Annotated in this window: 30 protein-coding genes; all 30 read right to left on the bottom strand. The window is 34.2% G+C overall.

Features of this window, described 5'->3' with window-relative positions; all coding sequences use genetic code 11:
- Nucleotides 1–52: 52 nt before the first annotated feature.
- A complete protein-coding gene (locus HNQ35_RS02725) occupies nucleotides 53–511 on the bottom strand; it encodes a DUF2487 family protein (RefSeq protein ID WP_170226693.1) in 459 nt (152 codons plus the stop codon).
- Between the two features lie 86 nt (nucleotides 512–597).
- Nucleotides 598–1,161, bottom strand: coding sequence for a ReoY family proteolytic degradation factor (locus HNQ35_RS02730; RefSeq protein WP_146938187.1), 564 nt, complete (start codon nucleotides 1,159–1,161; stop codon nucleotides 598–600).
- A gap of 31 nt (nucleotides 1,162–1,192) precedes the next feature.
- Nucleotides 1,193–2,437 (bottom strand): tetratricopeptide repeat protein, encoded by a 1,245-nt coding sequence (locus HNQ35_RS02735; protein WP_146938188.1) that lies wholly within the window; start codon nucleotides 2,435–2,437, stop codon nucleotides 1,193–1,195.
- A 21-nt stretch (nucleotides 2,438–2,458) separates the two neighbouring features.
- A complete protein-coding gene (gene aroA / locus HNQ35_RS02740) occupies nucleotides 2,459–3,748 on the bottom strand; it encodes a 3-phosphoshikimate 1-carboxyvinyltransferase (protein WP_146938189.1) in 1,290 nt (429 codons plus the stop codon).
- Nucleotides 3,745–4,827 carry a 3-dehydroquinate synthase gene (aroB, locus tag HNQ35_RS02745; RefSeq protein WP_146938190.1) on the bottom strand — a complete coding sequence of 361 codons (1,083 nt, stop codon included), beginning with the start codon at nucleotides 4,825–4,827 and terminating at the stop codon, nucleotides 3,745–3,747. The genes aroA and aroB overlap by 4 nt, the downstream gene beginning before the upstream one ends.
- Nucleotides 4,827–5,993: a chorismate synthase gene (aroC, locus tag HNQ35_RS02750; protein WP_146938191.1), complete on the bottom strand. Its 1,167-nt coding sequence runs from the start codon at nucleotides 5,991–5,993 to the stop codon at nucleotides 4,827–4,829. Before aroC ends, aroB begins: the two co-directional genes overlap by 1 nt.
- Nucleotides 5,994–6,082: 89 nt before the next feature.
- Entirely contained in the window at nucleotides 6,083–6,853 is a 771-nt protein-coding gene (locus HNQ35_RS02755) for a CheR family methyltransferase (protein WP_146938192.1), read from the bottom strand.
- A gap of 63 nt (nucleotides 6,854–6,916) precedes the next feature.
- The gene (gene ndk, locus HNQ35_RS02760; protein WP_146938193.1) at nucleotides 6,917–7,363 is read right to left on the bottom strand and encodes a nucleoside-diphosphate kinase; all 447 of its coding nucleotides are present in this window, start codon (nucleotides 7,361–7,363) and stop codon (nucleotides 6,917–6,919) included.
- An 87-nt stretch (nucleotides 7,364–7,450) separates the two neighbouring features.
- On the bottom strand, nucleotides 7,451–8,422 hold the full coding sequence (gene hepT, locus HNQ35_RS02765) for a heptaprenyl diphosphate synthase component II (protein ID WP_146938194.1): 972 nt from the start codon (nucleotides 8,420–8,422) through the stop codon (nucleotides 7,451–7,453).
- A 32-nt stretch (nucleotides 8,423–8,454) separates the two neighbouring features.
- On the bottom strand, nucleotides 8,455–9,159 hold the full coding sequence (menG, locus tag HNQ35_RS02770) for a demethylmenaquinone methyltransferase (protein WP_146938195.1): 705 nt from the start codon (nucleotides 9,157–9,159) through the stop codon (nucleotides 8,455–8,457).
- 31 nt (nucleotides 9,160–9,190) lie between these two features.
- Nucleotides 9,191–9,937 (bottom strand): heptaprenyl diphosphate synthase component 1, encoded by a 747-nt coding sequence (locus HNQ35_RS02775; protein ID WP_146938196.1) that lies wholly within the window; start codon nucleotides 9,935–9,937, stop codon nucleotides 9,191–9,193.
- A 97-nt stretch (nucleotides 9,938–10,034) separates the two neighbouring features.
- The gene (mtrB, locus tag HNQ35_RS02780; RefSeq protein WP_146938197.1) at nucleotides 10,035–10,259 is read right to left on the bottom strand and encodes a trp RNA-binding attenuation protein MtrB; all 225 of its coding nucleotides are present in this window, start codon (nucleotides 10,257–10,259) and stop codon (nucleotides 10,035–10,037) included.
- A gap of 194 nt (nucleotides 10,260–10,453) precedes the next feature.
- A complete protein-coding gene (gene hbs, locus HNQ35_RS02785) occupies nucleotides 10,454–10,726 on the bottom strand; it encodes a non-specific DNA-binding protein Hbs (RefSeq protein ID WP_146938198.1) in 273 nt (90 codons plus the stop codon).
- Nucleotides 10,727–11,053: 327 nt separating this feature from the next.
- Nucleotides 11,054–12,532 carry a stage IV sporulation protein A gene (gene spoIVA / locus HNQ35_RS02790; RefSeq protein ID WP_146938199.1) on the bottom strand — a complete coding sequence of 493 codons (1,479 nt, stop codon included), beginning with the start codon at nucleotides 12,530–12,532 and terminating at the stop codon, nucleotides 11,054–11,056.
- 193 nt (nucleotides 12,533–12,725) lie between these two features.
- Nucleotides 12,726–13,442, bottom strand: a complete 717-nt coding sequence (locus tag HNQ35_RS02795; RefSeq protein ID WP_146938200.1) for a YphF family lipoprotein — start codon at nucleotides 13,440–13,442, stop codon at nucleotides 12,726–12,728.
- Nucleotides 13,443–13,461: 19 nt separating this feature from the next.
- Nucleotides 13,462–13,659 (bottom strand): DUF2768 domain-containing protein, encoded by a 198-nt coding sequence (locus HNQ35_RS02800; protein WP_146938201.1) that lies wholly within the window; start codon nucleotides 13,657–13,659, stop codon nucleotides 13,462–13,464.
- A 234-nt stretch (nucleotides 13,660–13,893) separates the two neighbouring features.
- The gene (locus HNQ35_RS02805) at nucleotides 13,894–14,148 is read right to left on the bottom strand and encodes a stage VI sporulation protein F (RefSeq protein WP_307724230.1); all 255 of its coding nucleotides are present in this window, start codon (nucleotides 14,146–14,148) and stop codon (nucleotides 13,894–13,896) included.
- A gap of 65 nt (nucleotides 14,149–14,213) precedes the next feature.
- Entirely contained in the window at nucleotides 14,214–15,236 is a 1,023-nt protein-coding gene (locus tag HNQ35_RS02810; RefSeq protein WP_146938203.1) for an NAD(P)H-dependent glycerol-3-phosphate dehydrogenase, read from the bottom strand.
- 12 nt (nucleotides 15,237–15,248) lie between these two features.
- A complete protein-coding gene (gene der / locus HNQ35_RS02815; protein WP_146938204.1) occupies nucleotides 15,249–16,559 on the bottom strand; it encodes a ribosome biogenesis GTPase Der in 1,311 nt (436 codons plus the stop codon).
- 83 nt (nucleotides 16,560–16,642) lie between these two features.
- Complete coding sequence (locus HNQ35_RS02820; protein ID WP_146938205.1) at nucleotides 16,643–17,233, bottom strand: YphA family membrane protein; 591 nt, start codon at nucleotides 17,231–17,233, stop codon at nucleotides 16,643–16,645.
- A gap of 118 nt (nucleotides 17,234–17,351) precedes the next feature.
- On the bottom strand, nucleotides 17,352–18,485 hold the full coding sequence (rpsA, locus tag HNQ35_RS02825) for a 30S ribosomal protein S1 (protein ID WP_146938206.1): 1,134 nt from the start codon (nucleotides 18,483–18,485) through the stop codon (nucleotides 17,352–17,354).
- Between the two features lie 132 nt (nucleotides 18,486–18,617).
- Entirely contained in the window at nucleotides 18,618–19,196 is a 579-nt protein-coding gene (locus HNQ35_RS02830) for a lysophospholipid acyltransferase family protein (protein ID WP_146938207.1), read from the bottom strand.
- Between the two features lies 1 nt (nucleotide 19,197).
- Complete coding sequence (cmk, locus tag HNQ35_RS02835; protein WP_246118094.1) at nucleotides 19,198–19,896, bottom strand: (d)CMP kinase; 699 nt, start codon at nucleotides 19,894–19,896, stop codon at nucleotides 19,198–19,200.
- Between the two features lie 95 nt (nucleotides 19,897–19,991).
- The gene (locus tag HNQ35_RS02840; RefSeq protein ID WP_170226695.1) at nucleotides 19,992–20,387 is read right to left on the bottom strand and encodes a flagellar brake protein; all 396 of its coding nucleotides are present in this window, start codon (nucleotides 20,385–20,387) and stop codon (nucleotides 19,992–19,994) included.
- Nucleotides 20,388–20,406: 19 nt separating this feature from the next.
- Complete coding sequence (locus HNQ35_RS02845; protein WP_146938209.1) at nucleotides 20,407–20,580, bottom strand: flagellar brake protein; 174 nt, start codon at nucleotides 20,578–20,580, stop codon at nucleotides 20,407–20,409.
- Between the two features lie 155 nt (nucleotides 20,581–20,735).
- Complete coding sequence (gene ypeB, locus HNQ35_RS02850; protein ID WP_146938210.1) at nucleotides 20,736–22,079, bottom strand: germination protein YpeB; 1,344 nt, start codon at nucleotides 22,077–22,079, stop codon at nucleotides 20,736–20,738.
- Between the two features lie 15 nt (nucleotides 22,080–22,094).
- Nucleotides 22,095–22,859 carry a spore cortex-lytic enzyme gene (gene sleB / locus HNQ35_RS02855; protein WP_246118095.1) on the bottom strand — a complete coding sequence of 255 codons (765 nt, stop codon included), beginning with the start codon at nucleotides 22,857–22,859 and terminating at the stop codon, nucleotides 22,095–22,097.
- A gap of 106 nt (nucleotides 22,860–22,965) precedes the next feature.
- On the bottom strand, nucleotides 22,966–23,637 hold the full coding sequence (gene prsW / locus HNQ35_RS02860) for a glutamic-type intramembrane protease PrsW (protein WP_146938212.1): 672 nt from the start codon (nucleotides 23,635–23,637) through the stop codon (nucleotides 22,966–22,968).
- A 165-nt stretch (nucleotides 23,638–23,802) separates the two neighbouring features.
- Nucleotides 23,803–24,792 (bottom strand): YpdA family putative bacillithiol disulfide reductase, encoded by a 990-nt coding sequence (locus tag HNQ35_RS02865; protein ID WP_146938213.1) that lies wholly within the window; start codon nucleotides 24,790–24,792, stop codon nucleotides 23,803–23,805.
- A gap of 104 nt (nucleotides 24,793–24,896) precedes the next feature.
- Nucleotides 24,897–26,174 carry a Glu/Leu/Phe/Val family dehydrogenase gene (locus tag HNQ35_RS02870; RefSeq protein WP_146938214.1) on the bottom strand — a complete coding sequence of 426 codons (1,278 nt, stop codon included), beginning with the start codon at nucleotides 26,172–26,174 and terminating at the stop codon, nucleotides 24,897–24,899.
- Nucleotides 26,175–26,230 lie beyond the last annotated feature (56 nt).

Here is a 26,230-nt window from a genome sequence, read left to right on the forward strand (position 1 = left end):
ATAACTTATAAATGTTAAAACTTGTTCAAAGTTGACCAATTTATACCTGATTTTACCAGTAAGAACGGATTAATTCACTAACTTGCTTTACATTTTCATGCATCCAACGTTTCAATTCATTATCATGAATATGGTCGACTTGAATGACTGGTAACCATATTAATTGACCTTCTAATTGCCTTTCATACTTTTTCCAACCCATATCAAATGTGATTAAAAAGGTATGTTTAAAAGGTTGTGTTTCAATTTCTTTAATCCATGTATTAAGTCTAGAAACTTCCTGTTGTTTATCTGTATGATGGAGATATGTATACGGTGGAATTTGCATTGTTCGACCTGATAGTTCGCGTTCTAATTCATCTGCAAATATTTGCAAAACATCGCTTTGATAAGCTTGCTTTGATATTTCATCATCTTTTAATATATGAAACGGAAGTAAAGACAATAAAGCCGTGTCAATATATTCTTTTGCTGTTATATATTTATTTACATCATCTTGTCGCCATTTCATTAACGAGCTCTCCTCCATATTATTTACTAAAATATAGATATATATGCTATCTTTACTATTTTCTTTCCCAAAAAAATCAACCTTAGCTAGGAAGTAGGTTGATTTTTCTGTTCTTCTAGCTGCTTTAAAGCTTGAGAAAGCTCTAAAAACTTCCTTTTATCTCCGCAATCTAAAGCAGCATCTATCTCCGCTTTTAATTGTGTCTTTTGAAAGCGATAGACGGACTGATTTAATAATCGGTTTGCATTTTGTTTATCCTCTACCGAGAGAAAAAAATCTTCTGGAATAAAAGGGTTTTCTTCTATCACACTAACATATTGAGTATTTTGATAAGCTTGTTTAAAATTTAACTCCAAGTAAAGTTTTTGGTCACAATTTAGACGAATATCATGAAATGCCTTCTCGGGATCAGTTGTTACGATATGACTTTTATAATACCGAAAAGGAATATGATCAGAACAAGTTGTAGACATAATCAAACCTCTAGGACAAAATTTTGCTCCATTTACAAAATGAACATTCTCTAAAACTGATTTATGTCCTAAAAGGTAATGCAGAATCCATACACTTTCTCGCCTTTTAAATTTAAGGTGATTTAATACCCATGTAAGAAAGTTCTTCTTATCTTCTATCGATACAGATGCGCTCATTTATCGATCTCCTTACCATAGTGAGCATCTTTTAGTTTATTTCCTCTATTCGCTCGGTAAATGCTATAATATCATAATCATCGGGAATCATCATTAAGTAAGTTCGAAAAATATTGACTGCTTCTTTACGCTCTCCTGCTTCATATAATAACATACCATATTCTTTTAGAAACTCAGGATCATCTTGTAAATTAGTATATGCCTGCTTATAGGCGTTTAATGCATCGTTTCTTTCATCTAATTCACTATATGCTCTACCTAACGCCCATTCATACAAGGGATCAATAGAGCCGTCATTTTTAATATCATGAATTAAGTCAATGATTAACTCGTATTTATTATTATCTTTCCAAAGTGCTATAAGCGATAAAATGGCTTCTTTATAATCAGGATCAAGTGTTATGGCTTCTTGAAACATTGTTTCACTTTCATCTAACCGATTTAACTTTTGTAATAATATTCCTAAATGATAATATAATTCTTTATTAAATTCGTCATATTCTAGTCCCTGTTTTAATATGTTATATGCTTCTTTAATTAAACCTTGTCTTTCATATGCTTCTGCAAGAAGTAAGTACGCCGAATGATAGTATGGATCTTTTTCTAAAAGTTGTTTTAAAACTTTAATTGCCACATCATCACGTTCTATTTGAAATGCAGTCAAACCATATGAAAACAACGTATCATGATCAGGTTCTTTAATTGTTTTAAAATAATTAAAAGCGAGTTCATATTTTCCAACTGCTGTTAAACTATGAGCGAGTCTTTCAGTTATAGATACATTTAAAATGTCTGTTGATACCTTTTCATAGTACAATATCGCGCGGTTATAGTCGCCAATTGAATAATATAATTCACCTAATGCGAAATCAATGACTTCTTCTTGCGGTGCAATTCGCTTTGCTTCCAATAGTTTTTGTTCAGAGACTTCAAATAATCCTTCTTGTTGGTACAAATCAGCTAATTGTAATAATGCAGGAAGATATGCTTCATCATCTGGATCGATTAATAAAAGGAGTTCAATTGCCTTTGTGTCTTCCTGTTGTTCAGTATATATTTCAGCAAGCATTAAAATGACTTCACTATGACACATCTTAGCATGGAGTGGTTCTAAAATGGAACGCGCCTCATCTAAAAACCCCCACTCCATAAAAAAGGCAGCATATAATATTTTTTCATTTTCTGAAGCTGTATTAAGTGCTTCCTCGATTAAATTTATCGCTTCATTTGCTAAGTGAGCTTCCATTAATTGATTTGCCTCTGTAATGATATCCATTATTTAGCTTCCTTTCTCATATTAAATCACAATTTGTTTTAAATCATGAATAAAGCGTGGATATGAAATATTCATACATGATAAATCGTCAATATATATTGGTTCTTTCGTAATGAGAGAGGCAATGATAATCATCATCGCCATCCGATGATCACCATATGCTGATACAGAGCCACCTATTAAAGTTGTTTTACCATTTATAATCATGCCATCTGCTGTTTCTTTTATGGATGCTCCCAAAGTTGTTAGCACATCAACAACTGCTTTAATTCGATCTGTTTCTTTCACACGAAGTTCTTCAGCATTTTTTATAACCGTTTGTCCCTCTGCTTGAGTTGCTATTAAACTGATGATAGGTAATTCATCAATAAGTCGTGGAATTAACTTGCCATCAATTGTTATACCACATAAGTTACTCGTCTCAATAGTTAGATTACCTACTCGTTCTCCGTTTGTTTCTTTTATATCGGACACTTGAATATGAGCACCCATTTGCCACAAAACATCTAACATACCAGTTCGTGTTGGATTAAGACCGATATTTTTAATAACTAATTGACTATTTTGTAAAATAAGTGCTCCAGCTATAAAGAAAGCAGCAGAAGAAAAATCACCTGGAACATTAATTTGCGTTGCTTTAAGCTGTTGCTTACCTTGGATTGAGATTTGATTATTTCTTGTCTTAAGTGATCCGCCAAAATGTTTCAACATTAATTCTGTATGATTTCGGGTTGGTATCCGCTCAATAACCGTTGTTTCTCCCTCTGCATATAAACCCGCTAATAATATGGCAGACTTAACTTGAGCACTCTCTATCTCCATTTCATATGTTATACTGGACAATGGTTGACCGTTAATAGCTAAAGGAAGTCGTGTATGAGAATCTCTCCCAAAGATAGATGCTCCCATCATTTTAAGAGGTTTTATCACACGATCCATTGGACGTTGACTTAATGATTGATCACCATAAACTGTTGTAAAAAATGGTAATCCTGATAATAATCCAAGCATAAGTCGCGCAGTTGTTCCTGAGTTGCCGAAATAAAGTGGTTTATCCGGCTCAACTAATCCTGCTATGCCTTTTCCATCAATTGTAACTGTATAATTATCTTGAACAATTTGAACACCTAAACATCTGAATACTTCTAATGTTCGTAAACAGTCTTTAGCTGGAAGGAAATTTTTAACAGTTGTTGTACCATTCGCGATTGAACCGAGTATAATTGCTCGATGGGATATTGATTTATCTCCAGGCATAGATAGATTTCCTCTTAATGCTCGAGCATTAAAATCTAGTTTGATTGGTTTCATTTGTCAATTCCTTTCATTAATTCTGAGAAAAATGATGTTATATATTCTACCATTTCTCGATCAGTAAAACATTTAAGTTCAGGTTGTCCAACAGACTTTAATAAAACCATCTGAATGTGACGATTAACTACTTTTTTATCTACCTTCATTCGATTTAGAAGGTCGTTGACATTTATTTTTGGAATCATTAGTGGGTAATCATGTTTCTTGAACCAATCTAGTAAAACGAGGTAAGTGTGTTTATTTCCATATTCATTTGCACTGATATATAATGCAAAAAGTAAACCAATCGCAACTGCTTCACCGTGTGTTAATTGCCCATAACCTAATTGCTGTTCAAGTGCATGTGCTAATGTATGACCAAAATTTAAATAACGACGAATGTTTTGTTCTCTCTCATCTTGTTGAACGATGCTTGCTTTAATCCGCATGCCGTGATAAAGATGATTAACTTGTGTTTTGGCATCGGTTTGATAAATGTTCGTTAATAAAAGGTCATTAAAAAACGCCTCATCCGAAATCAATGCTTCTTTAATAATCTCAGCATAACCAGAACGTATTTCTCGCTTATCTAGTGTACGAAGTGTTGCGACGTCATATATAACAGCTTTTGGGACATAGAATTGGCCAATTAAATTTTTACCTAAATGATGATTAATCGCTACCTTTCCACCTACGCTACTATCATGCGCTAATATTGTTGTAGGAATTTGAATAAAGTCAATGCCACGCATAAATGTCGCAGCAACAAAACCGGCTAAATCTCCAACGACTCCTCCACCGAGAGCAATAATGAGTGAATGCCGATCCAATCCAAAAGAAAGAGCTTTCGTATGAATGTCATAAAACTGCTCGATCGATTTAGACTGTTCTCCAGGTTCAATAACGATATGATGGACGGAAAATTGTTTTAAAGCATTCATTACATCATCTAAATAATAAGTCGCTACCGTTTGATCTGTTATAACTAAAACGGACGTATATGATGGATTTATATACTGCTCTAAACGTTTTAATAAATCTGTTCCTAGATAAATAGGGTAAGATGTCGTCTTAGACTTAATCAACATTTGTTTCATTAAAAGCACCTGCTTGCTTCACGATGTCGGTCTAATTCACGTTTTAATATAGTAAATTGATCACTTGAAAACTGTTCTGTAATAGCTTTTGCAATTTCAAATGCCACAACATGTTCCATGACAACACTAGCAGCAGGAACAGCACAAGCATCAGAACGTTCAATACTTGCATGAAATGGTTCTTTTGTCTCAATATCAACACTTTGCAACGGCTTATAGAGAGTCGGTATTGGCTTCATGACACCTTTGACAACGATTGGCATGCCAGTTGTCATACCACCTTCAAATCCACCTAAACGGTTTGTTTTTCTATAATATCCTTTATTTTTTGACCACATAATTTCATCATGTACTTCACTACCATTTTTACGTGCTGCTAAAAAACCAATTCCAAATTCAACACCTTTAAAAGCGTTAATGCTCATCACACTTCCTGCAATTCTCCCGTCTAATTTCCTGTCATAATGGACGTATGAACCAATACCAGCAGGCACACCTTCAACAATCACTTCAGCAACGCCACCTATAGAATCACCATCTTTTTTAGCTTGATCAATTTTGGACATCATGTCTTCTTCTACATCTTTATCTAAAGTACGTACTGGCGATTGATTAGACCTATTGATTTTTTCATCTATCGATAAAGATTGAAAGTCTTTTGCAACAACTCCCGCGATTTCTTTTACATAACCGACTATTTTAATGCCTAAATGATTTAATAAGATTTTACCTACAGCACCTGCCGCAACCCGAGCTGCTGTTTCACGGGCAGATGAACGTTCCAAAACATTTCGCATATCACGATGTCCATACTTGATAGCCCCATTCAAATCGGCATGCCCTGGTCTTGGTTTCGTTACAATTCGTCTAATATATGTATCTGGATCAATCGGCTCTTCCCCCATAATATCTGTCCAATGTTTATAATCATCGTTTTTTACTACTAGTGTAATCGGAGAACCTAATGTGTAACCATGTCGAACGCCACTCATAATATGAACATCATCAGTTTCTATTTCCATTCGTTTACCACGTCCATATCCGCCTTGCCGACGATGTAAAGACTCATTAATATCTTGTGCTAATAGAGGCATACCTGCAGGCACACCTTCTATAATCGTTGTTAATTGTTTACCATGTGACTCGCCTGCTGTTAAATAACGCAATGAAGCTTCCTCCTTATCTATGTTAATGCCTTTTATATGCTCATTATACAAAAATACTCTTATCTATGTGAAGATAAGAGTGATATATCTTAGATCTTTTGATAAAAAAATGTATCGAACAACCGAAGATTAAACCGTTCTGGATGGAAAATTTGTTCAGTGCTTCCAACGAATAAGATACCTTTGTTTGTTAAAGTTTTCCCAATACGGTAATAAATATTTTCTTTAGCTTCATCTGTAAAATAAATTAAAACATTCCTACAAATAATTAAATCTATCTCAGTAGGATATGGGTCCTTTAATAAATCATGTTTCAAAAAAGAGACTTCTTTTTTAATATGTTCTGATATTTTATATAAATTATTGTGATACGTGAAATATTTGCGTTTCATATTGTCTGGGACTTCTTTTAATGCTTGTTCTTTATATAATCCATTTTGAGCTTTCTGCAAAATATTCTCGTCGATATCTGTAGCTATTAATTTAAATGAAACTTGTGGAAAATACTCTTTTAGCATCATAATGACACTGTATGGTTCCTCACCAGTCGAACATGCAGCAGACCAAATGTTTAGATGTGCCCTTGACTCAAGAAGCGATGGAATAATTTTATCTCTAAGTATGTCCCATCGTTTTGGATTTCGAAAAAACTCGGAAACATTAATCGTGATTCGATCAGTAAATTCATTTAACAGCTTTTTGTCTCTATCAAGCGCATGAAAATAAGATGCAAAATCATTAAATCCACGTTTATTTCTTAAAGATGTTAATCTTCGTTTCATTTGTGCTTCTTTATATAATGATAAATCAATGCCAAGCTTTCTATTAATTTGTGAAATAAATGTTTGATAATCAGTCATATGTCGTCTCCGTATGTGATGATAATTGTTGAAAAAGCCCCCTTGCTTCGGGGGGCTTTACGCTTAATAAATCCATGTTTGATCTTGTTTTTTATAAGATACCAATTCTTCCTCTTTAAAAAAGAGGTTAATTTCTCTTTCCGCACTTTCAGGAGAGTCAGAACCATGGATCACGTTTTTACCAATTGTTACTCCAAAGTCTCCACGAATCGTTCCTGGTTGAGCTTCAGCTGGATTCGTTGCTCCCATCATTGTACGGGCTGTTTTAATGACATCTTCACCTTCCCAAACCATCGCAAAAACTGGTCCTGAAGTGATAAAGTCAACGAGTTCACCAAAGAAAGGACGCTCTTTATGTTCTCCGTAATGATTTTCAGCCAATTCATCAGAGACTTGCATTAATTTAGCCCCAACTAATTGGAATCCTTTTTGCTCAAAACGAGCTACTATTTCTCCAATTAAATTACGTTGTACACCGTCTGGTTTAACCATTAAGAAAGTTTTTTCCATGCTTTACACCTCATTTATGTTTTCATCAACCGTTAAAATTCTACCAAATTTTATATTAATTAACAACTATGTATCAAAGAAAACGTCTCAAAAACGGCGTTTCCCAATGTAATGCGCGATATTTTCTAATGTTTGTTTTGGAACTGAATCAGGTATATCTTTAATGATATTTAATGCTTTTTGTAAATATTGATTACTTATTTGATAAGACTTTTCAATGGCACCTGAATCTTTTATCATGTCAATTAATGCATTGATTTTCTCATCAGTTATTTCATTCGGGTGATTAAAAATATGGATAATTTCTTGGAAAAATATGGGTTCTTTAATCGCAAATAAAACAGGCAAGGTTATATTTCCTTGTCTCAAATCACTTCCTGCTGGTTTACCGAGTTGTTTTTCAGTAGATGTAAAATCTAAAATATCATCAATAATTTGATAGGACATGCCAATATAATAACCGTATTTATATAACTTACGCACATCGGACGCATCTAATCCCGCAGAGATAGCGCCAAGTTTACAACTTGTTGCAATTAATAAAGCTGTTTTTCGCTTAATTCGACGTAAGTAAATACGTAAATTTTGTTCCCAATTGTACTTGTATTTAATTTGTTCAACTTCTCCGATACACACATCTACGAGTGCTTTTGATAAACACTGATGAATTTCAGGCATTTTAATTGATGTAATATTTTCTAGTGCTCTTGCAAGCATATAATCTCCTGTATACATGGCAACGCGATTATCATATTGGTGTTTAATCGTCGGTTTTCCACGACGTAATTCAGCGTCATCTATAACATCATCATGTACAAGTGTTGCCATGTGGATTAACTCTAAAGAAACAGCAATCGTTTTAATTTCTTCCATGCGAAAGTCCCCAAGTTTTCCAGTTAACAATACAAAAACGGGTCGGATTCGTTTACCTCCTGCTTTTAATAGTTGTGTTGATGCATTTCGTAGTACAGGATGTTCGGATTGTATGACTGAACCTAAGGCCTTTTCAATTATTTGTAGCTCTTTTTTGAGATAACTGTATGTTTTGGCTAATTTCATGCGATTCACCTTTTGCAATTATTAAAACAACATTATTTATACCCTATATGCATAGCTGCTACGCCACCAGTATAACTTTTCACATCAACTTTCGAGAAACCTGCCTCATGAAACATTTGTTTTAATTTCTTTTTATTGGGAAAGTCCTTTGCAGATTCATGTAACCAAGCATATTCTTCATAGCTTTTTGCAAAGATTCTCCCAAATAACGGCATTATAAAGCGGAAATAAAAGTAATATAATTGACGATACACTGGCATAGTTGGCTGTGATGTTTCTAGACAAACGACTTTTCCCCCAGGTTTAACGACCCGATACATCTCTTTTAAAACCGTCATATAGTCTGGCACATTTCTTAATCCAAAGCCAATGGTAACATAGTCAAATGAATTATCTGCGAACGGTAAATCCATTGCATTACCGTGTATATATGTTAAATGTTCAAGATTCGTTTCAGCTTTTTTTTGTTTCGCAACACTCAGCATGTTTTGACTGAAATCTAAACCGATTACTTCTCCTTGCGAACCAGTTGCTTCAGCTAAGGCGAGACTCCAATCGCCCGTGCCACAGCAAACATCTAATGCTGTTGAACCTGGTTTTACTTTCATCCGTTTCATAACATCTTTTCGCCAAGATTTATGCCTTTGAAAAGAAATAATTGAGTTCATCGTATCATATTTTTTATAAATCTTTTCAAAGACATGGTGCACACGTTCTTCTTTAGATTGTTGTTTCATATGACAGCCCTTCCCACTTTTTGATGTATTATTAATTAGATAACTGATCTATAAATGATTGTGAATGCTTAATAAGTAAATGATATTGTCGAATGAATTGAAATCCCTGTTCCCTTAATATGATCATAGGCTTTTCCATGTTTTTTTCTATATATGATATAAATGATTCCGCATCTAAATCAACATAAATTTGATCAAAAATCGTTTTTTTACCGTGTTGGTAGTTTTTTAAAGTATAGATTAATATCCATTCCTCTATATAAGAGACAATTTCTGGTTCACCAATATATTTAGCTAAATGTGTGTATAATGATGCCTCAATTGTTTTCGCAAGATTTAATAACTCTTCATAATTCTTAAATTCTTGATAATATACTTTTATTTTCGCTTCATTTATTTTTCTAATAGCTTCAGCAAGTATTTGAATAAACTCATAATCATTAATATTGGATAATAATAAATAATACAAACTGCTATAATAATCTCCAGCTAAAACGAGAAGTTGTTGTTCAAGCGATACTCCTATATGGCTATGATTTTTGTCATTATTACTAACTAAATCGTGTGTATCAAGCGCCATTTGAACGAGCATCGTTGTCATGATATATTTTTCTTTCTTTTGTTTAGGTATATCACAATCTGTTAGAAGCGTGTATATAAGCAATAATTTTCCTTGATCTATATTTGGTGCTTGAATATGTTTGTCCAAATAATGATAATGAGCCTGTTTCTTTATTAAAGTCTGTATCTCTTTTAATTCTTGCATTATGTTGTGCAAACGAATCACCTTGACCCTTCCAACTATTCCACCATAGCTTTTGCTATTATAACATAATAAATGCTATGGGATAACTAACAAACTCTAGAATATCATTTTAATTGCTCGATATTTCGCCGTGATTCGTTTGTATTAATGCTTTTCCTCTTACTTTTATAGCAGATGTATGTTCAGTAAATTGAGCAATCATCACTTCTCCTTTGTCTAGTTTCTCAGAATGATGAAAACGGGTTTCGGTGCCACGTGTTAATCCTATAACATTAACACCGTCTTCTAATGCTTTAATAATAAAATAGTCTGATTTATAATGAAGGTTCTCCATAACATTACCTCCTATGATTTATTAATGATGACGTATTAAGTTATATCTAGAGATAGCACTAAAATAAAACGTCCTATATATGTGGGTGTTTCAGCTTGCTTGGTTTTAAATAACTTAACAAAATCTACATCTATTTACATAAATAAAAAGGGTGCGCACATGACACGCACCCTTTTATCGCCCTATGTACTCGACTATTTAACGGCTTCTTTAAGGGCTTTTCCTGGCTTGAATGCAGGAACTTTGCTTGCCGGAATTTGAATTTCTTCTCCGGTTTGTGGATTACGTCCTTTTCGAGCAGAGCGTTGACGTACCTCAAAGTTACCAAAGCCAATTAATTGTACTTTTTCACCTTTACTAAGTGAATCCATGACAGTTTCAAAAACCGCATCAACTGCTTTACCAGCGTCCTTTTTAGAAAGGTCAGTTTTCTCAGCAACAGCATTGATTAATTCTGTTTTGTTCATGATATTCACCTCCTCCCAATATGTCCTCTACCATTGGAACAAATCATTGCTATCATCATTTGTTTACCAATTTGCTTTCTTTTATACTTGAAAGCCATTAAAATCAACGGTGACAAGGAATATAATAACTTACACTCAAGTAAATTTCAACAAAAACTGATCATTTTTATCGTTTTTGTTGAAGGTTCACATACATTGGTTATCTACTCCTTATAGGTATTATGACATACTTCGGAGGCAAAAATCTAGTCTAAATCAAGATGTTTCAAAGATTTCCGGAAAAAAGTTTTTCAGTTATATCGATATTTGATAAATGGTATGGGTTATTTACAAGATGATTGCGATTAACCCCCCAGAACCTTTATTTATAATTTGTTCAAGTGTGTCTTTTAACTTATAACGAGCATTTTCCGGCATAAGGGCAATTTTTGCTTGAATACCTTCTCTTACAATTGAACTTAATGACCTTCCAAATATATCTGATTCCCAAATTGAAAGCGGGTCTTCTTCAAAATCTTGCATTAAGTAGCGAACAAGCTCTTCACTCTGTTTTTCTGTGCCAATAATAGGTGAGAATTCAGATTCAACTTCTACCTTAATCATGTGAATACTTGGTGCAACAGCTTTCAAACGCACACCGTAACGAGCCCCTTGCCTAATGATTTCAGGTTCATCTAACTCCATATCCGCCAGACTTGGCGCGGCAATTCCATAGCCTGTTTGTTTAACCATTTGTAAAGCTCCGGCAATTTGATCATATTCACGTTTAGCATATGAGAAATCTTGCATCAATTGAAGAAGATGGTCTTTACCACGGATTTCTTCCCCTACAATTTCTTTCAATACATCATCATATAAATGGTCAGGAGCATGTAAGTCGATTTCGGCAATGCCATCTCCCATGTTCATACCAGCAATATTTGCTCGCTCAATATATTCAATCGCCATAAAGTCACCAATAATCTTATCAACATCTCTCAATCGCTTAATATTCTTTACCGTAGACTGAATTGACTCTTGATAGTTTTGTTGTAACCAATGATCCTCACGTAAAACCATTACCCAACTTGGTAAATTCACATTGACTTCTAACACAGGAAATTCATATAATGCTTCACGTAACACATTATAGACATCGTGTTCTGTCATTGTTTCGACATTAATGGCTAATACAGGAATATCATACAATTCTACCAATTCTTGTCTTAAATTCTCTGTTTCTGGAGCGTTTGGCTGGGTTGAGTTAATCACCATAATAAATGGTTTACCAACTTCTTTTAATTCATCGACAATCCTTGCTTCTGCATCAACATATTCATATCGGGGAATTTCACCAATTGTACCATCGGAAGTTACAATGACACCAATCGTTGAATGTTCTTGTATAACTTTTCTCGTTCCAATTTCAGCTGCATCATGAAACGGAATTGGATCCTCATACCATGGTGTATGAATCATCCGCGGACCATTTTCATCTTCAAATCCTTTAGCGCCTTCTACCGCATAACCAACGCAATCAACCATTCTTATATTAACATCTAATCCATCTTCAACATGAACTGTAACAGCTTGGTTCGGAATAAACTTTGGCTCAGTCGTCATAATTGTTTTACCTTGAGCGCTTTGTGGTAGCTCATCTTGTGCTCGTGAACGTTCATTTTCATCACGAATATTCGGGAGCACCACAAGTTCCATAAATTTTTTTATAAAGGTCGATTTTCCTGTCCTTACTGCCCCAACAATCCCAAGATAAATATCTCCATCAGTGCGCTTGGAGATATCTTTAAAAATGTCTACTTTTTTCATCATTCTTCCCTCCTGATCTAAAACTACATTTATTCATATTTGACGTGACGAATCATTGATATTACAAGTCTATGATGTTGTCCATGTAAATTATGCCTTGAATATAAGGTTTGTTTGGCATGGTATATCATAAAAATTGAACATTAATAAAGCCCCTGCAACAATATATTGTTACAGGGGCTTATTTATACCATTATTCATTTAAAAATATAGGTTCATTATTCTTAACAGTATATGGTAGGGAATAAGCTGGGACAAATGGTGAATGTTCAACTAATAGAAATCGTATATCATCTCCTTCTTTATAATCATGCTTATACTCATTTAAAGCTTCTTGTAAATCTTTACGATAGTCGATATATAGTTGACCATCTGAACTTATAATAATTGGGAGACTCTCTTGTGAAAAGGGACTTATAACACTAGGTGGTGCATCAAGTCCTAATTTCTTATAGTCTAGTGTATAAACCTCTGGACCCACTTTTTTATCAAATGGAGGATAAATATGTTTACTACGATAATGCTCGAGATGAACATTAACTTTACGTAAAGCTTCTGCTGTCCGTAAATCTATAAGCTTCACTTGTGGATTTTCTTCAGGATCGACAATCGTATATTGATATACCCCGCCTTTTTCATAGGCAGTAGATGGAATCTCAGTCAATAAATGATTTTCCTTTAATAATGAAAAGTCAATTAAGTATTTTTCAAAAATAGGTGTATCACTATCTTTTGTTTTAATTGGAACAAGTCCATTCGTTTCTTCTTTATATTTTTCGACGGCTGATTGAACCATTTCTAATTGAATATCATTGGGAACTTGATTCTGTGTAAGTTCCTCATCTGGATACATACAACCGGTTAAAATAAATAGAATAAAGCCAATGATTATTATGCTCTTATGTTTCATATGTTTTTCCTCCTTTTCCTTATTGAGTAGGTCCACTAAAAACGACATAAAATACAATTAATGCTCCTACGATAAGGCAAATATAGGCAAGGAAGGAAACGATGGCAGCAAACAAACCAGATAGTTTATTTCTAGCTAATTGGATAAAAATAATTGCTAAGATAAGTAGTCCAATTCCAACAAACGAGATGATTTCTTTTATTTCTGCAGCTGACATATTTTCACTCCTACAAGTAGCAATGACATTTGTAAATTACATTATAACATATACAAATAAATAAGTGGTATACGCTTTCTGACATCAGTTAAACAAAAAAATCCGAGGATAAAGTGGGGTCAACTTTAACCTCGGTTTGACTAAATAATACCCACAGCAACTCTAACAATGAATACTCACACGGTGTATTATATGCTGATTAAATACTTACTGTATCATCAGAAGCCTACAGATTCATTTGTCTATATACTTATTTAATGAATCAATATCAGCAGGAATATTATTAGACGTAATGGCGTTTACAATTTTGTCTTCTATCTCTTTTGATACCGATTTATTTGCCATTCTCGCTAACTTTTTAACTAGATTTCTCACTGTCTGTTCATCTGAAAAATTAGCATGTTTTACCGAATCAGCAATCTTATAAATATCGCTTGGATTTAAATTTGTAAGCTGACGTATTTTTTCAAACGGATTATTTTTATCCACAATTGTTCCTCCTTACAAGTAACATTCAACATATTATATGCAAGGAGAATTTTGATGTGTTATTCCTATTTTCTCTCTGTAAATATATCAGCCATCTCATCCTTTTTTGTTCGATTCATTAGTTGCTGAACGATTTCTTTCGGATGTTTTCCTTCAAACAATATATCATAAATCCCTTTTGTTATTGGCATATCTACATTCTCTTCTTGAGCAAATTGATAAGCCGCTTTTGTCGTTCTAACCCCTTCAACGACCATTTCCATCTGATTGAGTACTTCTTCTAATTGGTAACCTTTACCTAAAAGATGTCCTGCCTTCCAATTACGACTATGGACACTTGTACATGTTACAATAAGGTCACCTACTCCTGGTAAGCCTAAAAATGATAGCGGTTGAGCTCCTAAAGCTACTCCTAGTCGAGTCATCTCAGCTAAGCCACGCGTTATTAATGCAGCTTTTGCATTATCTCCAAAGCCTAATCCATCAGAAATACCTGCACCTAAAGCGATAATATTTTTGAGCGCGCCACCTAATTCAATGCCGATAAGATCATCACTTGTATATACACGAAAAGATTCATTAAAGAAAAGATCCTGAGCGTATTTAGCATGTTCTTCTGTCAAAGAAGCAACTGTAACAGTTGTCGGTTGGCGTTGTGCCACTTCCTCAGCATGACTCGGCCCAGATAGCACAACAACATCTTCATATATATATTGTGGCATTTCTTCATCAATAATTTCTGATACACGTTTTAATGTGTTAGGCTCAATTCCTTTAGAAGCGTGAATGAGTACGGGCTTATTCATTAAGACAGTTGTTAATTTTTGACATACTTCTCTTATCGCTTTTGTCGGTACAACAATGACGATTGCATCAACATTACTAACAGCTTCTTTCATATCGTTATAAGCTATAATTGATTCAGGAATTATCGTATCCAAATACTTTTCATTTTTATGTGTTTCATTCATTTCGAGAGCTTGGTCTTTATTATGTGTCCATAAACGAACATCATGTTTATTATCAGCTAGTACGATACTTAGTGCTGTTCCCCAACTACCTGCACCTAATACTGCTATTTTTGCCATTTTCTTCACTCCTCATTGACGTCTTCTTGCAAATATATTAATTGGTGTTCCGACAAAACCGAACGTATCTCTAATTTTATTTTCAAGAAATCGTTGATAAGTAAAATGCATAAGCTCAGGATCATTGACAAATACAACAAATGACGGTGGTTTGACAGACACTTGTGTCACATATAATATCTTTAATCTTTTACCTTTTATTGAACTCGGTGGACTAATTGCAACTGCATCCATAATAACTTCGTTTAATACGTTTGTCGGAACACGTTTAGCGTGATTTTCACTTACTAAACGAATAACCGGGAGTAAAGTATGTAATCGTTTTTTTGTTTTTGCTGATAAAAACACAATTGGTGCATAATCTAAAAATTGAAAATGCATCCGTATATCCTCTTCAAATTGCTCCATCGACTGCTCTTTCGAATCAATGGTATCCCATTTGTTTACAACAATTATAATACCTCTTCCGGCATCATGTGCATAGCCAGCAATTCGTTTATCTTGCTCACGAATACCCGTTTCTGCATCTATAATAACAAGAACGACATTAGAACGATCAATTGCTTTTAAAGCACGTAAAACACTGTATTTTTCCGTTTTTTCATATACTTTACCACGTTTACGCATGCCAGCCGTATCAATAATTGTATATTCTTGACCATCTCTTTCAAAGGTACTATCAATGGCATCACGTGTCGTGCCTTCGATATCACTTACGATAACACGTTCCTCATTTAAGATTGCATTGACTAATGAAGACTTACCAACATTTGGTCTTCCAATCAAACTAAATGAAATAACGTCATCTTCATCTTGCACATGATCAAACTTAGGAAAATGTTTGACAACTTCATCAAGTAAATCACCTAATCCGAGTCCATGAGCACCAGAAATAGGGTACGGTTCTCCAAAACCGAGCGCGTAATATTCATAAATTTGTTCTCTTTGTTCAGGATTATCCATTTTATTGACGGCTAAAACAACAGGTTTATTAGATTTATATAATAATTTCGCAATCTCTTCATCAGCACCTGTTATGCCTTCTTGACCATTTACAATAAAAATAATGACATCGGCTTCATCAATGGCAATTTCGGCTTGTTGCCTAACAAGAGTAAGTAATGGTTCATCACCTACTTCAATTCCTCCTGTATCAATAACACGAAAAGTTGTAGTTAACCATTCTGCCTCTGCATATATACGGTCTCTAGTAACACCTGGTTTATCCTCTACGATTGATATTCTTTCACCAATTAAACGATTAAAAATAGTCGATTTACCTACATTAGGTCTTCCTACAATCGCGACTACAGGTTTTTGCATGAAAGGAACACCCTTTCTCTTTTTTTGTGACTTTATTTATTCTAGCAAAAGAACTCTAAATACACAATAAACATCCATATCTATCATGGTCTTTGTAAAATACGGGTGAAGAACATAAGCAGTTTATCAATCATCCGTTCATACAAAGCTATCACAGTAAGAAATGTGATGATAATGGCACATAAATCAAAAAATATATCATGTCCCATCGTATAATCATCAGTATATGCCATTAATGATATATGATATAGTAGTTCTCCACCACAAGCTCCAACTAAAGAGACGAAGCATCTGTTCTTAAATTCATTCATTAAAAAGATTGCAATTAAAACAATAAAAGATGGGAGTACTAGATATTTTGGAAAGAAAAGTAACAAAGGGGTTTCGTGCTCCCAAACTAAAAAACTAGCATAAGCAATCGCTAATGTAAATGAAGAGAAGAAATGAAAGAGTCGATGATTCGTTTGCAATAAAAACATAATACTGCCTATAAATAAGACGATATAAGCAATAGAAAATTTTAATACTGTTAATGTCATATACATATTTGACGTACTCATAATGATTAAAATCCAATACATTAAGAACCATTGATGTTTATCATATTTCATAAAAAATAAAACATACACAAAGAACATCCAACTTAACCAATAAAACATAAGACCTGATGACATGAGTTCCACTCCCAAAATTTTCAAATCACAATATAAGTATGTCTGTTTAATATTTTTTTAAACAAAAACCTTTCCATTGTGAAATGGAAAGGTTTCTATCATCAGGTTGTTTAATCAATTAATTTTTATATTTATCTAATTGGTCACCAATGATTTCTCCAAATTGGAAACTAGATTGTTCTTCCTCTTTTTCATATTCTTTGTATTCCTTTTCAGCTTCTTCGGCTTCTAACTCACGAATACTTAATGACATTCTTTCTTCTTCTTCATTGACATCAAGGACTTTTACGTTTACTGTTTGTCCCTCTTCTAAAACTTCTTGCGGTGTGCCAATATGACGGTTAGCAATTTGTGAAATATGTACTAAGCCTTCAACACCTGGTAACACTTCAACAAATGCACCAAAACTGACAAGTCTCTTCACTGTCCCTTCTAGCACATCACCAGCTTTAATTTTTTCACTTACATTTTCCCATGGCCCTGGTACAACATTTTTACGTGATAAAGAAATCCGTTCATTTTCAAGATCAACTGATAAAACTTCGACTTCAATTGTTTCACCTTCTGCTACGATATCAGATGGTTTTTCAACATGCTCATGAGCTAATTGAGATATATGTACAAGCCCGTCAACACCACCTAGGTCAATAAACGCACCGAAGTCAGTTAAACGACTTACTTTTCCCTCTACCACTTGTCCAGCTTCAAGAGATTGTAATCGTTCCATTTTTTCTTTTTCGGCTTGTTCTTCTACAACAGCACGATGAGATAATATAACACGATTTGTTGAACGGTCTAAATCAACTATTTTGACGTCGAGTTTTTTTCCTTTATATTCTGAGAAATCTTCTACGTAGTATGTTTCTACTAGAGATGCTGGAATAAACCCACGAACACCAACATCTGTCACAAGACCACCTTTTACAATTTCTTTTACTTCTGTTTCAAATATTTCATCATTTGCTTGCTTTTGCTCTAATTCTTGCCATGCTTGATCAGCATCTACAGCCTTTTTAGAAAGAATCACTTCATCATCATCTAGTTTTTTAACCATTAAAGTTAATTCTTCGCCATCACTAACCACATCGCCTGGGGTATCTACATGTAAGTGAGATAATTCGCTAATTGGGACAATGCCTTCCGTCTTATAGCCAATATCAACAAGCACTTGTTTTTCTTCGATTTTTACAACAGTGCCTGTAACAGTATCTCCTATGTTTAAGATTGATAAGTCGTTGTTTAATTCACTCATGATTTTTCCTCCTTAAGAACAAAAACGAATTTACACATCAAGAAATAAGTCCGTTTCTATTACTTTTTAGAAATTTATAAATACCTTCTCTTTATAACTTCTAACAATTATATATATTTGTCAAGCAAATTATTAGGAAAGATTAAGTAAATTTTTAATTTCTTTCATAATTGTGTCAGCCGTCTCCTGAGCACTTGCTTTTTGCTTGCGTAATTCATTCATTTCAACCGGTTCACCATATGTCACTATTGTTCGCTTAAATGGCTTATACGAGCTTTTTATTGCACATGGTATGACGACTGCATCTGATCTTAAAGCAAAAAAACCAACGCCAGCTAATGGTTTTCCTGGCTTTCCAGTTCTACTTCGCGTTCCTTCAGGAAATAACCCGAGTACTTTTCCTTCCTTCAGTATTTTTAATCCGGTCCGTAAAGCATTACGATCAGCCATGCCACGTCTTACTGGAAAGGCATGGATACCAGTGAGTAACTTTCTTGAAAATGTTTTTTCAAATAACTCTTCTTTTGCCATAAAATGGATGACCCGTGGCGATGTAATGCCAATGACAGGTGGATCTAAGTTTGAAATATGATTTGAACATATAATGACAGGACCCTTTGTAGGGATGTTTTCTTTTCCTACTACTTTAATTCTATACAATGGGTAGAAAAGAGTCGATACAATTATTTTAGCTATACGATATAAACTCATATCACAATCCCCCTTTACGTTTTATGGCAGATTGAGCTTCTTGTAAAATTCGCTCGGCGACTTCTTCAATTGTTAATGATGTTGTATCAATCTCTATCGCATCAACTGCCTTCGTAAGAGGTGAAACATCTCGATTCGTATCTATAGCATCTCTTTGTTTAATCTCTTCTTTAATCGATTCTAAATCAGATGGAATACCTTTTTCTTGATTCTCTTTATGACGTCTCTTGGCGCGTTCATCAACTGATGCAACTAAAAATATTTTTACTTCTGCATCAGGTAATACATGTGTACCTATATCTCGCCCATCCATGACAATGCCTTTTTGGGTAGCGAATTCTTGCTGCCTTTTAACCATTTCTCTTCTTATTTTAGGATATTTAGCAACCAGTGATACATGGTTTGTTACTTCTTTCGTACGAATCGTATGTGTGACATCTTTCCCATCAAGTAATACAAGCTGTCCATCGTCAGATTGTTTTAACTCTATATTTGTTTCTTTCAATAGTTGTAATAATTTGTCTTCATCTGTTAAATCGACTGATTCATTTATCGCTTTAAGTGTAATTGAACGATACATCGCTCCTGTATCGATATAAATATATGATAGTTGTTTAGCAACCATTTTAGCTACCGTACTTTTGCCAGCAGCTGCAGGCCCATCAATAGCAATTTTAATCGCAGGTACATTTAACAACAACAGTCATTCCTCTCTATAGACCTTATTATCTCATTATTTTCATATGTTGATTATACCATTTTATCTTGAAAAAAACCGTTATCTTTCTATATTTCCTATTTCTTTTCTTCTTTCTTGTCTTTGAATAAAAAACAATATTGAATAAGTTTTTGTTCAGTTTGAATAGGAAGATTGATAAATGCCACGGATGCCCTTGTTATATTATTTGACTTTGATAGGCGAACAACTTTAGCCGGTAAGTTTAATATTTCATGATCATCATTCGGAAGTGTAAGAGAAATATGTAATACATCATCTAATTTAATTGGGACGCCTTTAGGGACTACCATCAATAATCCACCACCACTTAAATCGACAGTTACTGTTGTAAATGGTGAAAAGTTATTTGTTGGACTCTTAACAATAACAATGAGATCAAGTGTCACTTTAACACGAACGAACTGTCTCCTTTGGATTCGCTTTAATGAGTCCTTTTCATATTTTTTAATCATTATCGCGGGAAATGGCATGTTAATTATTATTAATAACTTCACTTTCAAATTGATAGACAGCATGCTTTTCTTTTATAAATTGGACAAATAGCTTCGTTCCTTTTGTAAGGATTTTTGTTCGTCTTGTCTCATCTTCGACAGGAAGTGTTACGATTAAATACTTCTCTGTTTCATCGATAAGTTTACATGTCATGTATAAATCTGTTCATGCTCCTCATTCAAAGTAATCATTTTCAATGTGAGTATCATCCCGATTTTCATATGCATTACTCCTCAATCATCCTAAATAAAGTCCTATCTACATTATTACAGAAATACAAAAAAAAGGAAAGATGTGTTCCATCCTTCCTATGTACCATATGAAAAATTTCTTTCCGCCTTTTGCAAGCGTTCAATTTTTTCTTCTGTTCCATCCATTGCATTTATATATATTCGATATGAATCATCTTCATACGTTCCGATAAATTCATATGTTAAGACTTCATCACCTAAATCATTTCTTATAATCGCAAGACTATCATCCATTATTTGAACTTGTGGATTTACTTTTTTCTTCGCTTCTGCTATTGATAATATTGGTGATTCAATCTTCCTTTCTTTATGATTCATATAATAGTTTTTAGCTGTTAACCCTAAAATATCACCATTATCTAAAGCGACTTTCACTTCAACGGTATCTGGATAGACCTTCACTTTATCTTGTTGATAAAGGAATGTGTAAACACCAATTTGATCATATTCAGTACTTTGTTGAAGCGTCATATTTTCAAACTCATTTTGAGAAAGAAACTCCTTAGCTCGTTCAAATCCTTCATTTAAACTAAGTTGCTTTTTATTTAGAGGTCTATCGACTAATAAAGATATGGGATGTGCACCATTCACCGACATATCCAAGTAACCACGTTTTTCACCTTCTTCATACGATAAAGTATATAAGGGGATGTCAGATCCTTCACCACTCTTAGTCAATTGTATATCTGATTTACTTTTAACATTAAAAAGTTTCTTCCCGAATTGTAATGCTTCATTTTCGGTCACTTTTTTTCCGTGCAAATGTTTTAACAGTTGTCCTTTTCCAGTGTCAGTCACCAATGGTGAATCGGAACTGCTTTCACTATATCCTTCTACTTTCTTTTCAACTGTTTTAAATCCATCAATAATCGTGTTATCAAGTGGGTCGCCATTTGTTGCCAAAGCAAGTTCAACATCCATCCAACGTAAATCATTTTCTAATACAGCATGTTGTACGTTACGTAGTTCATCTTTTATTTCACTAGCCTGTTCGTACAATTTTTTTAATGTCGTCATTTCCTCTTTAGATAGTGGTTCTTTATCTAAGTCTCTGACCGCTGTCCGATACGTAAAATCACCAATATTAGATAAAAACTCCTCTGTCTTATTAAAAGGTAATAATGTTAATGGTAGTTGTCCGACATTTGCCAATGCTTCTGACGATATTCGCCAGATATCAACTAATTGTGGAGATAATCTTGATTTAGAATTCATTGCAAGTGATGTTCCGATTTTATCATGTAATAAATCCATATGATAAACTAATTCATGGAATGATCGCTGGTACGTATTTTCAGCATGTATTAATACAGCATTTTTCTCTTGATGTTCCTTATAACCCCAATAACCAGTGCCAACGATGCCTAAAGACAATAAAATGAGAAGTATTGAGCGAATCATGTAAAGTCATCCTTTCTATTTACAGAAAATATGTTTTCCAATTCGTTTAATTTGCGGTCTTGTCCAAATCCAAGGTGATGTTGCTGTATCAGGGTTAAAATAATATAATGCATTTCCAGAAGGGTCCCACCCATTAATAGCATCTAAAACAGCACGTTTTGATGTTTCATTCGGCGTTAGCCATATCTGACCATCAGCAACAGCGGTGAAAGCACGAGGTTCAAAGATAACACCAGAAACTGTATTGGGAAAGGTCGGACTTTGCACGCGATTTAATATAACGGCAGCTACAGCAACTTGTCCTTCATATGGTTCACCACGTGCTTCCCCATGAACAGCATTGGCTAATAGTTTAATATCATTTTGGGAAAAACCATTCGGAACGTTTACTGCTGGTGTTTTTGTAGATGTTGTTTCTTTTTGCTTCTTCGTTTCTCCTTTCCCATAATGCGTAAATTTCGCTCCTGACTGTATTTTTTTCTTTATCTCTTCTTCATTATACTTACTTGCTTTTACTAATTTATCCTTTGTCGCTTGACCAGCAAGACCATCAATATTTAGTCCAAATTCATATTGAAAATTTCTCAGTGCCCAATACGTACTCCAACCAAATACACCATCTATTTGCTTATTGTAAAACCCCAAGTACTGTAAGCGTGCTTGTAATTCAATCACATCATCACCTACTGCACCGTGTTGAATGATTTGTGAGCTAAACGCTTTACTACTTTGTGGCATAAATATCGCTGAGCTAAACACGATAATCGCTATTAATATCATTTGAAATAGCGGTCTATAAACCATACAAATCCTCCTATCAAATGTCCATTTGTATATTGTATTTTTTGAGAAATAATGATATTTATTCATAAAAAAAAGCCCCATCTCATTTGATGGTGACTTGATCATAAGAATGCTTTTGTAACGCTTTAGCAGCAACTCTAACTCGATATAAACCGACGATCCATAGAAAAATCATAAAAGGTATAAGAATTAATGGCCATGATTCTTGATTTGTTTGTAAAATGTAGTTATACGTACCGTGTAAAAAGAAAGGTAAAAATAAAGCTAAAAATATATTCCATGATTGACGTCGCTTAATAATTTTTGCTATTCCAAAATGATAGCCCATCATAACCCCAAATAAAGCATGTGAGGAAACGGGGAAAATCGCTCGAGTGAAAGCATATTCAATGCCATGGCTAAGTAGATACATAATGTTTTCTAAACTAGCAAAACCAAGACTTATTGAAACGGCGTAAATGATACCATCATAATGTGTATCGAATTCTGTATGTTGATATACAACATACAAAAAAACAAACCATTTAAAGAATTCTTCAGTGAATCCTGTGACGATGTATGCATGAAATAGAGGTCCTAAATAGAGCTCTGTTTTAAATGCATATTGTAAAAACATTAAAGGAAAAACAAGTAAAACACCAAAAATAAACGTTTTAATAATTAATGTTAATGGTTCACTATAATGTTTTCTTAAGTAAAAGAAAGCCATTAATGCAATAGCTGGAGCCATTCCCGCTGACAAAACAGCAAACATCTTTTCTCCCTCTTTCATACTCATTATTACTATCGTACCATGATATGAAAGAATTGAACATACTAAAAAAATTGGAATATTAAACATACAAGACAATAATAAAAAGATTCCACTCACCGAAAGTTGATGAGTGAAACCTTTTAATGTTTTGTTTTAACACTTTATTTAATTTACAACCGATTGTTTCTCTCTTATCGATTCAGCAATTCCTTTACCATGAAAACGCCCATTCTCAATAAAAATCTCATTATTATTATTCCCAGATGCAACAACGCCTGCAACATATAAATCTTCTATATTTGTCTCCAGTGTGCGTTCATTATACAAAGGCTTTCCAGTTTTAGTATCTATAATAACGCCCGCGTTAGATAATAAAGTCATATCTGGACGGTAGCCGGTCATTGCAAATACAAAATCATTCTCTATTTCATATTCCATACCATTTTGTTTATAAAAAACAGATGTATCCGTGATTTTTGTAACATGCGCATTAAACTCCATTTGAACAATGCCTCTTCTTACTAATGATTTAAAATCTGGTAAAATCCAAGGTTTAATACTACTAGAGTATTCATGACCACGATATAAAACAGTTATTTTGGCACCTGCATTATGCAATTCTAATGCAGCGTCAACAGCTGAGTTCTTACCGCCAATAATGACAACATTTTTATCGTAATATGGATGACCTTCTTTAAAATAATGTGAAACTTTAGGTAAGTCTTCACCAGGAATATTCATATAATGAGGTTGGTCATAATATCCCGTCGCTACAACGACATATCTTGCTTCATATTTCTTTTCCTCACCGTTTTGTTTCTTCGTTGAAACAATAAATGAATTGTCATTTTTTTCAATATGGGTTACTTTTTCAAACGTATTGATGTTTAAGTTTGTTCGCTTTGCAACTTCTCGATAATATGCGAGTGCTTGAATACGAACAGGCTTTTGTCTTTCATTAATAAATGGAATACCACCAATTTCTAAATTATAACTTGAGCTAAAAAACGTTTGATGTGTAGGAAAATGATAAATTGTATTCGCAATATTTCCTTTTTCAATAATCAGTGGCTTTATACCGATGTTCTTGAGTTCAATCGCACAGGACATACCGCACGGTCCACCACCGACGATGATGATTTCTTCTTTTTGCATCTATTAAGCACTTCCTTTTTAATCATAACCATGTTCTAGATTATGAGAAAAACCCTTATCCGAATCTTATAAATCGAGATAAGAGTTTTTCTCATTGCATAAAATTAAACCCAACCACGATAACGAGACGCTTCAGCTGTATTTCTTACTCCTACCATGTATGCTGCAAGTCGCATATCGACATTTCTCGTTTCTGCTAATTCATAAATCGTATTAAAAGCAGTTACCATTGTTTCATGGAGTTTTTCTTCTACTTCTTCTTCTGACCAATAATAACCTTGATTGTTTTGTACCCATTCAAAATATGAAACAGTTACTCCTCCAGCAGATGCTAATACATCAGGAACAAGAAGAATATCTCTTTCAGTTAAAATCTTTGTCGCTTCCATTGTTGTCGGACCATTTGCAGCTTCGACGACAATCTGAGCTTTAATATGTTCGGCATTCTTCTCAGTAATTTGATTTTCAACAGCAGCCGGAACAAGAATATCACAATCTAATTCAAGCATTTCTTGGTTTGTAATGGTATCATCAAATAATGTTGTAACTGTACCAAAACTGTCTCTCCGATCTAATAGATAGTCGATATCTAAACCGTCAGGATCATAAAGAGCGCCGTATGCATCAGAAATCGCTACAATTTTAGCCCCAGCATCATATAAAAATTTAGAAAGAAAACTTCCTGCATTTCCAAAACCTTGAATGATGACTCTAGCACCTTTAATGTCAATACCACGCTTTTTAGCGGCTTCATTAATAGCAATTGTAACCCCTTTTGCTGTAGCAGTCTCTCGACCATGCGAGCCACCGAGAACGATTGGTTTACCTGTTATAAATCCAGGACTATTGTATTCATCAATCCGACTATATTCATCCATCATCCATGCCATGATTTGTGAATTGGTGAAGACATCAGGTGCCGGAATATCTTTTGTCGGTCCAACTACTTGGCTAAGTGCACGAACGTAACCACGGCTTAAACCTTCTAATTCACGGAATGACATTTCACGTGGATCACAGATGATTCCACCTTTTCCACCGCCATATGGTAAATTAACAATGCCTGCTTTTAAAGTCATCCAAATTGATAAAGCTTTCACTTCATCTTCTGTTACATCTGGATGAAAGCGAACCCCGCCTTTAGTTGGGCCAACTGCATCATTATGTTGTGCACGATACCCGGTAAAAACTTTAACAGAGCCATCATCCATTCGTACTGGAATTCTTACAGTAACCATACGAACTGGGTCCTTTAACAATTGATAAACCTCATCAGGGTAACCCAACTTATCCAATGCGGTTTTTATGACAGACCTTGTTGACGTTAATATATTCATTTCCTTCTTATCTTCATTCTGAGAGTCTGCTTTATCGGCTACCATGAATTTACCTCCTAAATTTATCTTTAAATGATCAATTACTAATGCGTTACTCAAGC

The organism is Cerasibacillus quisquiliarum (genome assembly GCF_014202495.1).
GTDB classification, from domain to species: domain Bacteria; phylum Bacillota; class Bacilli; order Bacillales; family Amphibacillaceae; genus Cerasibacillus; species Cerasibacillus quisquiliarum.

Excerpts from the sequence above, each read along its gene's own strand:
- HNQ35_RS02725 (WP_170226693.1), bottom strand. The coding sequence starts at position 511 with ATGAAATGGCGACAAGATGATGTAAATAAATATATAACAGCAAAAGAA.
- HNQ35_RS02730 (WP_146938187.1), bottom strand. The coding sequence starts at position 1,161 with ATGAGCGCATCTGTATCGATAGAAGATAAGAAGAACTTTCTTACATGG.
- HNQ35_RS02735 (WP_146938188.1), bottom strand. The coding sequence starts at position 2,437 with ATGGATATCATTACAGAGGCAAATCAATTAATGGAAGCTCACTTAGCA.
- aroA (WP_146938189.1), bottom strand. The coding sequence starts at position 3,748 with ATGAAACCAATCAAACTAGATTTTAATGCTCGAGCATTAAGAGGAAAT.
- aroB (WP_146938190.1), bottom strand. The coding sequence starts at position 4,827 with ATGAAACAAATGTTGATTAAGTCTAAGACGACATCTTACCCTATTTAT.
- HNQ35_RS02755 (WP_146938192.1), bottom strand. The coding sequence starts at position 6,853 with ATGACTGATTATCAAACATTTATTTCACAAATTAATAGAAAGCTTGGC.
- ndk (WP_146938193.1), bottom strand. The coding sequence starts at position 7,363 with ATGGAAAAAACTTTCTTAATGGTTAAACCAGACGGTGTACAACGTAAT.
- hepT (WP_146938194.1), bottom strand. The coding sequence starts at position 8,422 with ATGAAATTAGCCAAAACATACAGTTATCTCAAAAAAGAGCTACAAATA.
- menG (WP_146938195.1), bottom strand. The coding sequence starts at position 9,159 with ATGAAACAACAATCTAAAGAAGAACGTGTGCACCATGTCTTTGAAAAG.
- mtrB (WP_146938197.1), bottom strand. The coding sequence starts at position 10,259 with ATGGAGAACCTTCATTATAAATCAGACTATTTTATTATTAAAGCATTA.
- hbs (WP_146938198.1), bottom strand. The coding sequence starts at position 10,726 with ATGAACAAAACAGAATTAATCAATGCTGTTGCTGAGAAAACTGACCTT.
- spoIVA (WP_146938199.1), bottom strand. The coding sequence starts at position 12,532 with ATGAAAAAAGTAGACATTTTTAAAGATATCTCCAAGCGCACTGATGGA.
- HNQ35_RS02795 (WP_146938200.1), bottom strand. The coding sequence starts at position 13,442 with ATGAAACATAAGAGCATAATAATCATTGGCTTTATTCTATTTATTTTA.
- HNQ35_RS02800 (WP_146938201.1), bottom strand. The coding sequence starts at position 13,659 with ATGTCAGCTGCAGAAATAAAAGAAATCATCTCGTTTGTTGGAATTGGA.
- HNQ35_RS02810 (WP_146938203.1), bottom strand. The coding sequence starts at position 15,236 with ATGGCAAAAATAGCAGTATTAGGTGCAGGTAGTTGGGGAACAGCACTA.
- der (WP_146938204.1), bottom strand. The coding sequence starts at position 16,559 with ATGCAAAAACCTGTAGTCGCGATTGTAGGAAGACCTAATGTAGGTAAA.
- HNQ35_RS02820 (WP_146938205.1), bottom strand. The coding sequence starts at position 17,233 with ATGTCATCAGGTCTTATGTTTTATTGGTTAAGTTGGATGTTCTTTGTG.
- rpsA (WP_146938206.1), bottom strand. The coding sequence starts at position 18,485 with ATGAGTGAATTAAACAACGACTTATCAATCTTAAACATAGGAGATACT.
- HNQ35_RS02830 (WP_146938207.1), bottom strand. The coding sequence starts at position 19,196 with ATGAGTTTATATCGTATAGCTAAAATAATTGTATCGACTCTTTTCTAC.
- HNQ35_RS02840 (WP_170226695.1), bottom strand. The coding sequence starts at position 20,387 with ATGATTAAAAAATATGAAAAGGACTCATTAAAGCGAATCCAAAGGAGA.
- HNQ35_RS02845 (WP_146938209.1), bottom strand. The coding sequence starts at position 20,580 with ATGACATGTAAACTTATCGATGAAACAGAGAAGTATTTAATCGTAACA.
- ypeB (WP_146938210.1), bottom strand. The coding sequence starts at position 22,079 with ATGATTCGCTCAATACTTCTCATTTTATTGTCTTTAGGCATCGTTGGC.
- sleB (WP_246118095.1), bottom strand. The coding sequence starts at position 22,859 with ATGATATTAATAGCGATTATCGTGTTTAGCTCAGCGATATTTATGCCA.
- prsW (WP_146938212.1), bottom strand. The coding sequence starts at position 23,637 with ATGTTTGCTGTTTTGTCAGCGGGAATGGCTCCAGCTATTGCATTAATG.
- HNQ35_RS02865 (WP_146938213.1), bottom strand. The coding sequence starts at position 24,792 with ATGCAAAAAGAAGAAATCATCATCGTCGGTGGTGGACCGTGCGGTATG.
- HNQ35_RS02870 (WP_146938214.1), bottom strand. The coding sequence starts at position 26,174 with ATGGTAGCCGATAAAGCAGACTCTCAGAATGAAGATAAGAAGGAAATG.